General features: G+C 69.5%; 12 protein-coding genes. 3 read left to right on the forward strand and 9 right to left on the reverse strand.

All coding sequences use genetic code 11. The features are described from left to right. The first annotated feature begins 134 nt into the window (after positions 1 to 134). Both PS467_RS08040 and PS467_RS08045 read left to right on the forward strand, forming a co-directional pair. Positions 135 to 845, forward strand: coding sequence for a CoA transferase subunit A (locus tag PS467_RS08040; RefSeq protein WP_311034657.1), 711 nt, complete (start codon positions 135 to 137; stop codon positions 843 to 845). Between the two features lie 30 nt (positions 846 to 875). Further along, complete coding sequence (locus tag PS467_RS08045) at positions 876 to 1,502, forward strand: 3-oxoacid CoA-transferase subunit B (RefSeq protein WP_432280725.1); 627 nt, start codon at positions 876 to 878, stop codon at positions 1,500 to 1,502. Between the two features lie 8 nt (positions 1,503 to 1,510). Here the strand turns inward: PS467_RS08045 and PS467_RS08050 are convergent, their stop codons facing one another. The 9 genes from PS467_RS08050 to PS467_RS08090 all read right to left on the reverse strand — a co-directional run bounded on the left by PS467_RS08050 (position 1,511) and on the right by PS467_RS08090 (position 11,687). After that, entirely contained in the window at positions 1,511 to 1,963 is a 453-nt protein-coding gene (locus tag PS467_RS08050) for a DUF6314 family protein (RefSeq protein WP_311034659.1), read from the reverse strand. A gap of 186 nt (positions 1,964 to 2,149) precedes the next feature. After that, complete coding sequence (locus PS467_RS08055) at positions 2,150 to 3,616, reverse strand: aldehyde dehydrogenase family protein (protein WP_311034660.1); 1,467 nt, start codon at positions 3,614 to 3,616, stop codon at positions 2,150 to 2,152. Between the two features lie 62 nt (positions 3,617 to 3,678). Next, positions 3,679 to 4,818: a DUF711 family protein gene (locus PS467_RS08060; RefSeq protein WP_311034661.1), complete on the reverse strand. Its 1,140-nt coding sequence runs from the start codon at positions 4,816 to 4,818 to the stop codon at positions 3,679 to 3,681. A gap of 32 nt (positions 4,819 to 4,850) precedes the next feature. Next, positions 4,851 to 6,035 carry a cytochrome P450 gene (locus PS467_RS08065; RefSeq protein WP_311034662.1) on the reverse strand — a complete coding sequence of 395 codons (1,185 nt, stop codon included), beginning with the start codon at positions 6,033 to 6,035 and terminating at the stop codon, positions 4,851 to 4,853. Beyond that, positions 6,032 to 6,763: a thioesterase II family protein gene (locus tag PS467_RS08070; RefSeq protein ID WP_311034663.1), complete on the reverse strand. Its 732-nt coding sequence runs from the start codon at positions 6,761 to 6,763 to the stop codon at positions 6,032 to 6,034. The genes PS467_RS08065 and PS467_RS08070 overlap by 4 nt, the downstream gene beginning before the upstream one ends. Next, positions 6,760 to 8,538 carry a non-ribosomal peptide synthetase gene (locus tag PS467_RS08075; RefSeq protein WP_311034664.1) on the reverse strand — a complete coding sequence of 593 codons (1,779 nt, stop codon included), beginning with the start codon at positions 8,536 to 8,538 and terminating at the stop codon, positions 6,760 to 6,762. The genes PS467_RS08070 and PS467_RS08075 overlap by 4 nt, the downstream gene beginning before the upstream one ends. Positions 8,539 to 8,588: 50 nt before the next feature. Next, the gene (locus tag PS467_RS08080; protein ID WP_311034665.1) at positions 8,589 to 9,296 is read right to left on the reverse strand and encodes a ubiquinone/menaquinone biosynthesis methyltransferase; all 708 of its coding nucleotides are present in this window, start codon (positions 9,294 to 9,296) and stop codon (positions 8,589 to 8,591) included. A 14-nt stretch (positions 9,297 to 9,310) separates the two neighbouring features. Next, positions 9,311 to 10,297 (reverse strand): UbiA family prenyltransferase, encoded by a 987-nt coding sequence (locus PS467_RS08085; protein ID WP_311034666.1) that lies wholly within the window; start codon positions 10,295 to 10,297, stop codon positions 9,311 to 9,313. A 64-nt stretch (positions 10,298 to 10,361) separates the two neighbouring features. Next, positions 10,362 to 11,687, reverse strand: coding sequence for a cytochrome P450 (locus PS467_RS08090; RefSeq protein ID WP_311034667.1), 1,326 nt, complete (start codon positions 11,685 to 11,687; stop codon positions 10,362 to 10,364). A 310-nt stretch (positions 11,688 to 11,997) separates the two neighbouring features. Here PS467_RS08090 and PS467_RS08095 point away from each other — a divergent pair, with 310 nt between their 5' ends. Next, entirely contained in the window at positions 11,998 to 12,507 is a 510-nt protein-coding gene (locus PS467_RS08095; protein ID WP_311034668.1) for an MSMEG_6728 family protein, read from the forward strand. Positions 12,508 to 12,748: the final 241 nt, after the last annotated feature.

Raw genomic sequence — 12,748 nt, forward strand, 5'->3', positions numbered from 1 at the left:
GAACGCCATGGCCGACCCACGATCACCGGCCGATCGGTTTCTCTGCCGGCTGCCCAGTTCCCTTGCGTGGTGCCGTGCCGCGCGTCGAGTCTGTGCGCTCAGTGAATGAACGGCTGCGGCGAGAGGTGGATGAGTTGCCCAAGCTCTGCGCGAACGCGGAAGCGGCTTTGGCCGGTGTGCTGACCGACGGGATGACGATCGCCGTCGGCGGGTTCGGTCTCTGCGGTATCCCGAACGATCTCATCGAGGTGGTGCGGGACAGCGGTGTCACCGGGCTGACGATCGTGTCCAACAACATGGGCGTCGATGGCAAGGGCCTCGGCTTGCTGTTGGAGAACCGCCAGGTGACCAAGGTGATCGCGTCCTACGTGGGCGAGAACAAGCTGTTCGCCCAGCAGTACCTGGACAAGGTTCTCGATGTGGAGTTCTCCCCGCAAGGCACCCTCGCCGAGCGCATGCGGGCCGGCGGGGCCGGGATCGCGGCCTTCTACACCAGGTCCGGCGTGGGCACACCCGTCGCCGAGGGCAAGCCGCACGCCGAGTTCGACGGACATCTCCACGTCCAGGAGCGAGCGATCGTCGCCGACCTCGCGCTCGTACACGCGCACACCGCCGACCGGGCGGGCAACCTCACCTACCGTGCCACCGCACGCAACTTCAACCCCCTCGTCGCCACGTGCGGCCGGGTGACCGTCGTCGAGACCGAACACCTCGCCGAGGAGTTCATCGACCCGGAAGCGATGGTCACGCCCGGCATCTACGTCGACCGGCTGGCGGTCGCCCGCGAGCGGATCAAGGACATCGAGAAGCGCACGGTCCGCCCCCGCGTGACCGTCGGAGCCTAGGAGCAACCCGTGCCCCGGACACGTGACGAGATGGCGGCGGTCGCGGCCGCCGAACTCAACGACGGCGACTACGTCAACCTGGGGATCGGCATCCCGACCCTCGTGGCCAACCACATCCCCGACGGCCTGCGGGTGACCCTGCAGAGCGAGAACGGCATCCTCGGCCTCGGCCCGTTCCCCTGGGAGGGCGAGGAGGACGCCGACGTCATCAACGCGGGCAAGCAGACGGTCACGGTCAACCCCGGTGCGAGCTACTTCGACTCGGCGACGTCCTTCGGCATGATCCGGGGCGGCCACATCGACATCGCCATCCTGGGCGCCCTCCAGGTGTCCGCAGGCGGCGACCTGGCGAACTGGACCATCCCCGGAGCACTCGTGAAGGGCATGGGCGGCGCGATGGACCTGGTGGTCGGCGCCCGCCGGATCGTGGTGCTCACCGACCACGTCGCCAAGGACGGCAGCCCGAAGATCGTCGACGGCTGCACCCTGCCGCTGACCGGCGCCGGCGTGGTCGACCGCATCATCACCGATCTCGCCACCATCGATGTGACTCCCGATGGCCTGCGGCTGGTGGCGCTCGCCCCGGGCGTCACCGAGGACGAGGTGCGGGCCAAAACCGGCGCCCGGCTGGAGGTGCCCGCCGCGGCGCTGGGCTGAGCAGCCGGTCAGCAGCGGGCGCGGCGATAGACCGAGGTGAGGAGCTGGTTCTTGGCGGGGCCATGGACGGCCCAGCGCAGATGCCACTCGTCCGGCGAGAGCACGGTGAACGTGCCTTCGTAGCGGTCAGCGGCACACTGGTGCACGGCCGTCCAGTGGCCGCGGCGCAGATCCAGCAGGTGGAACGGGCGGCCGTCCGAGAAGGACACCTCCGCGGTGCCGTCCGGGAGCGGCAGCATCAGCAAGGTCCGGCCGGCGTCCCGCACCGCACCGCCCCACTCCATGACGCCTTCCTCCGCGTGCACCCACCCGTCGTTCCCGTCCTCGACGCGGAACTCCGCCCGCCCCGTGAAGCTGCCGGTGTGCCGGCCGTCGTGCAACTCACGCCGCACGCTCCAGCCACCCGCGAGGTAGGCGAGTGCGTCGGGTACGGCGTGGACGGTGAGGTTGGACGATGACATGGCCACAGTCTCTCACCACATGGCGATGCGTCCGGGGGTGGCGACCGTCAGCCCTGGGTGGTGGCGACGGTGTACGCGCCCGGATGATACGCAAGAAGAGAATCGAATGGAGCAAATTCTGAGCATGACGTCGGCGGAACGAGCATCGGCGGGCCGCATCGTCGCGCGCGGCGAACCGCCGCCATGTCATGCCTTCGCCCGAACGCTCCGTCCGCCCGCCACCGGGTAGTGCAGAGCCTGGAGTTCGCAGAACGCGTCGATCCCTTCCGCTCCGCACTCCCGCCCGATGCCGGATTCCTTGAACCCGCCGAAGGGCGCCGCGGGGTTGAACGGGGCACCGTTGATCTCGAGTTGGCCTGCCCGCACCCGCCGGGCGACCGCGGTCGCCCGCTCGTCGCTGCTCGACCACACCGAGCCGTGCAGTCCGTAGCGCGTGGAGTTCGCCAGGCGGACCGCGTCGTCGTCGCCGTCATGGGTCATGATCGAGACGACCGGCCCGAAGATCTCCTCCTGGGCCAGGTCCATGTCCATGGTCACGTCGCTGAACACCGTCGGTGCGAAGTACAGGCCGTCCATATCCCGCGGCGGAAGCACCGCGCGAGCGCCTTGAGCCACTCCGCGCGCACAGGCGCGCGCGACCCGCGCCTTGGCGTCCGCGCTGATCAGCGGCCCCAGGTCGGTGTCGGGCGCGGCGGGGTCGCCGACGACGTACGTGGCGGTGATCGTCCGGGCGATCTCCTCCGCCTCGCGGACCAGCCGCCGCGGCACGATCAGCCGGCTCCACTGGAGACAGGCCTGGCCGCTGTTGAACAAGGCCTGACCGACGGATGCCGCGACCGCCTGGGCCAGGTCCGCGTCGTCGAGAACCAGGGAAGCGCTTTTGCCGCCGAGTTCCAGATGCACACGGGTGAGGTTCGCCGCGGCCGCGGCGGACACCGAACGGCCCGCGCGCACCGAGCCGGTGAACGAGACCAGGTCGGTGAGGGGTGACGAGGCCAGTGCCGATCCCACGTTCGGCCCGTCGCCGAACACGATGTTGAGCACGCCGGGCGGCAGTTCGCAGCGCTCGGCCAGGCGCGCGAGGTGCGCCGCGTGCAGGGGGGTCAGCTCGCTGGGCTTGAGGACGACCGTGCACCCGGCGAGCAGGGCCGGCACGACCTTTTGCAGGGTGAGGATCAGCGGCACGTTCCACGGGATGATCGCGGCGACCACTCCGGCCGGCACTCGCCGGATGACGGAGTTGCCGCGCCGCTCCTCGTCCAGCCGGGAGACCGCGTCGACGGACGCCCGCGCGATGTCGATCGCGAGTCCCACCTGGACGTTGCGGCTCAAGCCGATGGGCGTGCCGACCTCACGGGAGATCAGCGCGCTGAGGATCTCGGCATCGGCCTCGATCAGCCGGAGCCAGTTTTGTACCGCTTCGAGGCGGTCCTCGCGTGGTGTCCCGCTCCAGCCGGGCAGCGCGGCGGCGGCGCTCGTGAGAGCGGCCTCCGCGTCGGCCGCCGTGCCGCGCGGAACGCCGCCGATGACACTCCCGTCGGCCGGATTGCTCACAGGGTCGATGTCCGGGCTCGTCGGCGCGGTCCAGGCACCACCGATCCAGTGTGCGCGGTGGTCCGACGAGGAACCGGTGATGGACGATATGAGCGGCATGGGCCGTCCCCTCCTTGACGTTTCGCGGACGTTCGGCATCGCCCCGCACGACCGGAACGGTCTCAGGCGGTCGGATAGTCGATGTTGACGACCTGTGGCGCCCGGAACTCCGTGCGCCGCGGATCGGAGCCGGCCGGCGCGAGCATCAAACGGGCCGACAGCGGTTTGCGCCATCGCGCCGACAGCGCCGCCATATCCGTGATCATGGCAACGACCTCGTGCTCCGGGGTCGAGCCCGGCAGCGGGATCGTGTCCAGTCCGGCACCGCAGACGGAGGAGTACGCGAGCACCGAGTCCGCGTCGATACGGCCCTCCTGCCACGCGCGTGCCAGCACCCTGTCCTCCAGCACCGGAAGCATCAGCCCCGCGTATCCGACCGTGGGGCGGCCCATCGACCGGATGCCCGCGGTCACCGCGGCGCAGGTGGCGACCGTGCCGGGAGAACCGAACCCGATCCCGCCGACGGTCTCCAGGAACTCGGCGATGCCGGCGTCCGGCGCGCACGCCGGCGACGGGTCGGCTCCATGGAACAGCAGCCCCTGCCGCTCGCACGAGGGCACCAGCACCTCCTGGAGCGCGTCGAGTTGGGCCCGCAGGCACCTCTCGGTCAGCCGCGTCGCCTCCGCGAGGTCACCGGGCTTGGCCGCGCGGGCGTGTGCGAGGAGCGCGCCGGCCGACTGAAGCGCCACGCTCACCCCCGCGTCACCGCCGTCGCTGTAGGAGCCGGGGAACAGCGGGGCGTTGGGGCCCAGGTTGGCGATCGCCGCGAACCGGAAGTTGGCGTCCCGGTCGCGCCCGGCCAGTTCGCGGATCACGGCCCCGCTGAAGGCGGCGGCGCAGTGGTCCACCTCGGCGCCGTCCGCGACCACGACCGACAGGAACAACGAGGGGTGGTCGGCCAGTACGTCCGCGACGTCGCACGGTTGGAGCCGCGCGAGCGCGGCGGGCCGCAGCGCGGTCAGCGAGGCGCTGCCCACCCCGGCACGCCGGCATGCCGCGGTGAGATCCGCGGCCCGCGTGTGCAGTTGTTCGCGGTGCACCGGCTCGTCGAGCGCGGGGCTGGACAGGCGGACCGTCTGCACGTCGAACCCGGCGCGGGTGATCTCGTCGCCGATCCGCAGGGCCCGCTCGCCGTATGCGCTGATACCGGCGACGCCGGCGCGTCCCCCCTGGAACACGCTGTCCGGGAGGCAGAGCGTCACGGCGCGCACCGGAGCGGCAGAGCTTGTCCGCGTCATGGGCGCAGCACCACCGGAAGGGCGTTCAGTCCCCAGGTGAAGTTCGACCCGTTGTAGCGCGGCTCGTCCTCGATGGTCATCGATCCCACCATGCGGCGCAGCGTCCGGAGGTACGCCGTGACTTCCAGCCGCGCGAGCCGGCTCCCCAGGCACATGTGGCGGCCGGTGCCGAAGCTCAGATGCCGGTTGCCGGTCCGTCCGACGTCGAAGGTGTCCGGGGCGGCGAACACCTCCTCGTCCCGGTTGGCCGAGCCGATCCAGGTCACGACGCGCTGGCCGGGCTCGATGGTGACGTCGCCGACCCGGACGGCCTCGGTCGCGGTCCGCATCACATGCATCCCGGGCACCGACCAGCGCAGTCCTTCCTCGGTGGCGACGGCCGGGTCGACTTCGCCCCGGTCGATCCGGCGCCACTGGTCCGGGTGCTGTGCCAACTGGAGCGTGAGCGCGGCCAGTGTGTACCGGGTCGTCTCGTTTCCCCCGGCCAGAATTCCGCTGAGGTTGAAGACCAGTTCCTCGTCGGAGATGTGCGGGCCGCCGTGCGCATGAGCGGTGAGTCCGCTGATGAAGTCGTTGGCGGCGGTTCGGCGGTTCTCGCGCACCATGTCGTAGAAGTACTTGAAGATCTCGCTGTTCGCCGTGATCCGGTGGACTTCCGACGGCGATTCGAACGCCTCGGTGGTCTTCTTCCCCATCCACGCCCAGTCGGACCGTGGCAGTCCCATGATCGCGCAGATGACATCGGTCGGGATGCGTTCGAGGTGGGTGATCAGATCCGGTTCCGGGTTCCGCACGGCCGTGGCGACGACGTCGGCGACGACCTCCTCCACGTACGCCTCGGCCCTGGCCAGCATCTGGTGCGAGAACGGTTGGATGAGCACACGCTTCATCCGGGTGTGCTCGGGCGGATCGGAGACGATCAGCATCTTGTTCGCGACGGCGCCGACCGCGGGGTCCGTCGAGCCGAGCCGCATGCCCTTCGTCGAACTCATCCTCGTGCTGTCCCGGTGGACGGACACCACGTCGCGGTACTTGGTGACGCTCCAGAACCCCTCCGGCTCCCCGGCGGGATGGAGCCAGGACACCGGATCGTGTGCCCGGTACCACGCGAAGACCTCGTAGAAACCGGTCCCGTCGAACAGCCCTGGCTCGAACAGGTCGGGCGCCGTGCGCTGCTTCACCCGCGCACCGCCCGACCGGCGGCGGTCTCGACCGCGATGTCGGAGAGAAGTCCCATGAGCACGTCCCGCTCCCTGAGCTGATGGTGGTCGGCGTCGATCACGCTGTGCCCCCGGAAGTCGGTCGACTTCTCGCGCCACCCCGCCATGTGCGCCGCGGTGACGACCCGGTCGCGGCGTCCCGACACCGAGCGGAGCCAGGTGCGCGTCAGCGGTGCGGACGGGACCTCGTATCCGGCCATGAGACGCAGGTCCGCGCGCAGCGTCGTGCGGACGTGGCGGGCGAACTCGGGATCGCCGATGGGCGGCAGCAGGGATGTCAGCTCCGCCGGCGGTGGGTCCGCCGACGGAAACAGCTCCCAGTGCTCCGGCGACCGGGCCGCGACCACCACGAGGGCGACCGGTGCCGCGCCGTCCGCTTCGAGCGTCCTGGCGACCTCATAGGCGATCGTCGCACCGAGGCTGATACCGAGGAGGGCCAGCGGCCGACGGTGTGCCGTCTCGCGCAGTTCGCCGCTGACGCTGTCCACGACCTCCGCCAGGGAGTTCGGCGGCCGGTCGCGCAACCGGTCCTCCCGGCCGGGCAGTTGGACGCCCCACAGGTCCAGGCCGGCGGGTGAGGTGGCGGCGATCGCGTGCAGGCCCAGGCAGCCCGCACCTGCCTGCGGGAAGACCACCACTGTCGCCGAGGCGCTGTCGCCGGCCGCGGTGAAGGATCGCAGAGAGGTCACTCCGGCCCCGTTTCGTCGATCCGGTCGGCCACCGCTCGAGGCGTCCTGGCCGTGAGGATGTCGGTGATCGACACGGCGACCCCGAGCTGTGCCTCCATCCGGGAGGCCAGTTGAGCGGCGAGGAGTGAATGGCCCCCGAGGGCGAAGAAGTCGCAGTCCTCGGCGACGCTGTGCCCGAACACACCGCTGAAGGCGGCGAGGACACCCTCCAGGACACCGCCGTCGGATTCGGACGGGGCTCCCGCCGCGGCCACCTGGTCCCGGTCGCCGGGCAGGACGGCCTCGCCGAGCGCGGCCACCTCGCGCCGCGCGACCTTGCCGGTCGGCTCCAGCGGGATCTCGGCGATGCGATGCGTGAACGTCGGGCACAGCTGGCGTGGCAGCCGTGCGGCGAACGCCGAGGCGAGCCGGCTGCGCAGTGGGTCGTCCAACGGGGCACCGGAAGCCGTTTGGACACCGATGGCGAGCGTGCCCGGATCACCGCGCACATAAGCCACCGCCCCCTTGACCTCCGGCACCTGGCAGGCGATGCGCTCGACCTCCTCCAGTTCTACGCGGAAGCCGCCTATCTTGACCTGGTTGTCGCCCCTGCCGAGGAAGCTCAACTGCCCGTCGTCCCGGAGCGTTCCGAGGTCGCCCGTGCGGAAGTACCGAGCCCCATTGTGTTCGATGAACCGATCCGCGGTCGGCCCGCTCGCGCTGACGTACCCGAGCGCGACCCCGAGGCCACCGATCAGCACCTCTCCGGTGACACCAGGGGGGACCTCGTTCAGATCGGCGTCCACGACGGTCACGGTGCAGCCGGACATCGGGCGGCCGATCGTGCGCGGATCCTCCCCGCGCGCGGTGTCGGCCATGGTGGCGGCGATGGTCGTCTCGGTCGGCCCGTAGACGTTGATCACCCGCTCGGCGATCGTGCCGAGCCGGACGACGAGAGAGTCCGGGCAGGACTCACCGGCCACCACGGCGACCTCGACCTGGGGCAGCTTCTCGATCGCGGCGTACAGCGACGGGGTCATGCAGAGGTTGTCGATCTGCTGTCCGGCCAGGCCCTGTTCGAGGTTCTCCAGCGCGGTGTCGAGCGCGACGCAGGTGACGCCGTTGACGAACGGCGTGAGGACCGACCACAGCCAGCCGTCGAACCCCGGCGAGACGACCGAGACGGCCCGGCTGCCCGGCCGGTATCCCAGCGATGCGGCATTGGCCAGGAAGTTCTCCAGGGCGGCGACCCCGACCCGCACCCCCTTCGGGTGGCCGGTGGTGCCCGAGGTGTAGACGACGTACGCCTCCGCCCCCGGCTCACGGGAGGCCCAGGCGACGGGGCCACGCCCGGCGGGCGGAAGTCCGGCGGGCGTGGTCTCGGTGCCGTCCGTGTCCACCACCGTGAGGCCCAGGTCCGCGGCGACGGGTTCCGAGGACACGACCACCGAGCAACCGGCGTTCCGCACCACCCAGCGCAGACGTTCGATCGGGTGCCATTCGTCGAGCAGGACCGCCGACGACCCGTTCGCCCAGATCGCCAGCAGGCTGCTGAGCGCGTACCGCGACCGGCCGGCCATGACGGCGACACGATGGCCGGCTCCGGCTCCGGCCCGCTCCAGCCGGCCGGCCAGTGTCCGCGTCGAGGCGGAGACCTCCGCCCAGGTCAGCCCGCGGCCGTCGATGCCGATCACTCCGACCCGGTCGGGGTGCTCGCTCGCCCACCGCTCCAGGGCCTGCTGCGCGCGTGATAATTGAGGAACGGCCGGAGTGCCGGCCAAAACAGGTTTGCTCACAAGATCTCCCCCTCAGCTCGCCGAAAAGCGGCGGACCCTCTTTCCACCCGTCATCGCGGCTTGGTGGCCCACAGAATGACGTTCGTACCGAAGAACTTCTTGCGCCACTTGACATGCCGAAATCCGATTCCCCGCAGTACGCCGGCGACGTGCTCCGGTGACGCGAAGGCGAGGGTGCTGGATTCGAGATAGGTGTAGGACTTCCGGTCGCGCGCCACGATCTGCCCCAGTAGCGGAACGACGAAGCGAATTCCCCACCGCATGACCGGCTTCATCAGACCGCTCGGGGGACACGTCTCGAGGATGGCGATCCGGCCACCGGGCTTGAGTACGCGGAACTGCTCACGCAGCACTCCGTCCAGGTCGGCCACGTTCCTGAGGAGATAGCCCTGGGTGATCCCGTCGAAGGACTCGTCCTCGAACGGCAGGCTCATCGCGTCCGCCTGGCGCCAACACACCGCGTCCGCCCCGGGTTTGGACTTCGCCCGACGGAGCATCTCCGCCGAGAAGTCGACGCCCGTCACGGTGGCGTCGGGGTACCTGCGCGCCATCTCCAAGGCGATCACACCGGTCCCGGTGGCCAGGTCCACCAGCTGGCCGCCCTCGGCCGGTGCGACGCGCGCGGCCACCTCACGGCACCATTGCGCATGACGGCCGAGGGTCATGACGAAATTCATCCGATCGTAGTACCCGGCGATCTTCTCGAAGATTCCGCGTACTTCGGAGCCCTTGTCATAGGGCGTATCAGCACTGGTCATCTCTCGGATCTCCCTCACTCGCTCATTGCCGACTCGACCCGGGCGAGATGATGACGTGCCCTTGAGTCCGTTCCGGAGACATCCGACCAGACCAGGACGGCAACGGCGAAGAGCCCGATCACCGCCGAGCCCACCGACGGCCGCAGCCCGAAGAGCAGAAGACCGAGGAACACCACGGACACATACATGTCCCGCTGGCCGACGCGGTTGTATTCAACCGGCGTTCGGGCCCGGACCATCGACATCATGTTACCCGCGGCGGGCAGCACCATGAGGCCCACATAAGCCAGACGATCGGGTATTGCGGTGGTGAGGACGAGCACCGGGAACGCGGCGTAGACCAGTGTGGTGGCTCCCGCGGCGACCCAGGCGGCCGAGTGCTGGGACGGCATGAGCACAGGGATCGTCCTGAGCCCGGCTGCCTTGTCCCCCGCGTAGTCGGGAACATTTTTCATGATTCCCTTCGCGAAGTACCAGCAGAACAGGAACACTCCGAGCACCAGCGGCACGGAGGAATCGTACCGGGGAATCTCCCACCACGAATTCCCGAGGAGCGCACCTCCGATGTACGGCTCGGTGACCGCCATCGAGAATACCGCCATGCCGATGATCGGACGGCCCTTCAGACGAAATCTCGGCGAGGAGTAGCCGAGGACCAGCAGGACGCTCAACACCCAAAGGAGAGTCAAGGCCAGGGATATCATCAGCGAGAGCAGGAGCATGATGCCCAGGCTCACGAATACGATCCTCTGGAGCAGCGCCTCCCCCGCCGTCTCGACCAGTTTCAGGCGGCCCGGTACGTTCTTCCCGTCCTCCACGAGATCGGTCACCGCATTGCGGGCGTTGGCGGCCAGCGGGGCGAGGACGTTGATGACGATGCCGAGCACCACCGCCAGATCGAAGCGGTGGTCGACCACGTACACGCCCACGCAGAACGAAAGGGGGCCGACGAGCAGCGTCCGTGGCCGCACGAGTTCGACCACCGCGGTGACACGTGCCATGCGGCGCATACGTTAACCTCTCTCGTGGTCTCGCGTTTCCAGAAGATGCGCGCCCGGATCCGGGTCAGATGCGCGTGAGGGTCAGCCCGAATCCCTCACGAGGCCTCAGGGTGATGAGAGCTTTGGGCTCCGGCCCTACGGAATCCCGCGGTGAAACCTCGAACCTGGCGAGAACGGCGGCCAGGAACATGCTCATCTCCATCATGGCGAACCCCTTGCCGATGCACATATGGGCACCGGCCCCGAAGGGCAGGTACTTCCCCTTGCCGGGAGTGCCGTCGAGGAAGCGCTCGGGAATGAATGCGTCGGGCCGTTCGTAAACGGCCGGATCCCGGTGGATGGCCGCGACGTTGAGCATCACGAACGTCCCCTTGGGCACCTCGGCCGAGCCGATGAGCGCGTCCTTCCTGGCCTGCCGCGGAATGGTCGGGGACGGCGGGAACAAGCGCATGCTCTCGTTGATGACGCAGTCCAGGAACGCGCCGCCCTGGGCCTTTTGCTGATCCTCCGCCGCCGGTGCGCACGCCTCCTCCCGAACCCGCCTCTGCACGTCCGGGTAGCAGGCGAGCAGGTAGAGAATCCAGGTCAGCGCACTGGCCGTGGTCTCGTACGCGGCCACGAAGGTGGTGAGAACCTCGTCCCGGACCTCGCGGTCGGTGAGGCGGTGCCCGGCGTCGCCCACGGTGGCCGCCAGGAGGATGTCCAGCAGGTCATCGTGCTGTTCATCGGTCCCGCGGCGTTCGTCGATGATCCGGTAGACGAGATCGTCCAGGTCCTTGAGAATCGACGTGAATTTCCGATTCCGCCGGCTCGGCACGCCCACCGGCAGGGAAAACGCCCCACGGATGCGGCGTTCGACGAAGTCGAGCAGGAAGGAGATGATGCCCGGTGTGAGGGTTTCGGACACGGTGTCGCCGGACCGGCTGAACATGCACATCGACACGGTGTCGAGAGCGAAGGCCAGCATCTCCTCATGGACGTCCAGGTCCGTCCGTTCCCGGCCTTCCCATCGCCTCGTGCGTTCGGCGATCACCTCGGCCATCTTGTGCCGCATACCCGAAAGGCTGCCGCGGCTGTACATGGGCTGGAGGGCCCTTCGCCGCTTCAGCCAGTTCTCGTGGACCGGATTGCTGATCAGGCCGTCCCCGAGGACCAGCCGCAGCGGATTCTCGCCGTCCGGTTTGCCGAAGGTGTGAATGTCGGAGAGAACGACGTCCGCCGCGGCGCTCCGATTCACGAAAATCATGCGCTTGGGGCCGATGTGGAAAGAGGAGACCTCGCCGCCGGCCGCGGCGGCGTGCTGGATGGCATTCAGCAGGTCCGACCGCAGGCGCAGCGCATCTCCGAATACCGGAACACGCACCCGCGGCGCGGTCGGCGCCGAGAGCACACCGCTGTCGTGCTGTACCCGCCTCGTAGGCAGCGTGCTCCCGAGTGTTCCTGCCATCCCCGATCCCTTGTTTGGCCGACGCGTCAAGCAGAACGCCGGGATCCAGATCTCGCTCGCATATCGAGTACACCGGCGGACAATTCAGCCGCCTGGGAGCAGGCGCGCAAAAGCTCCCCCCATCGCGATAAAGGTTTAACCTTCGCCGGCGCGACGGCGCAACATCATGGCAGGAAGGTGCCGTGCACAGACCGGTTCGACCGGAGATACGGGGGCACTCGGGGTCGAAGAGATGAGATGCGGACGAGTTGAGATGCAGACGTTCCTGCCCCATCCCGACTTCCGGCGGTCGGCCCGTGAGCTCGACCGGCGGCGGCTGGGCAAGCAGCGCGTCGAGGCCCTTCAGGTCCTCCGCGGCCTGACGGTGCCCGGTTACGGCTGGCGGCGGCACCCCGCCGTGCGGATGTGGACCGGATACGAAGAGGCCCTCGTCCGGTACGGGCTGGAGATGTGCCGGGTGTGGCGGGAGCTGGGGCATCAGGACAGCTGCGCCGCCTCCCTGGTCGCCGACCTCGCCGCACGCCGCCCCGGCCTCCCGGTCCGCGGCCAGAGCGAACTGGCGGGGGCCGGGGAACTGCCGCCGTGGCTCGGTGACGCCGCCTTCCACCGCAGCCACCAGTCGGCTCTCGTACGCAAGGACCCCGGGGTGTACGCCCCCCGCTTCCCCGGCGTGCCGGACGACCTGCCCTACGTCTGGCCGGCCTCGGACCGGGAGGCCCCGGACGCGTCCCGCGGCGGACAAGATCTCAACAGTGGCCCGTGAGCAGGGCGATCGCGTCGGTGCTGAGGGGGTCCGGCTGATCGAGGGACGCCCTGCCGGAGGTCACGAGTGCGGCGATGCCCCGACGGCCGGCGCCTCGCCGTTCCCACACCCCGGCCTCGTACGAGCCGTCACCCTCGCACGACGCGGCGGCGCGGGCGTCAGCTCGGCAGGGCGCAGCCGGCGTCCGCGCCGGCGCCGCACGAGCCGATGGTCAGCGTGGCGTCCACCTGCTTCGGCGCGT

The sequence above is a fragment of the Streptomyces luomodiensis genome (assembly GCF_031679605.1).
Classification (GTDB): Bacteria; Actinomycetota; Actinomycetes; order Streptomycetales; family Streptomycetaceae; genus Streptomyces; species Streptomyces luomodiensis.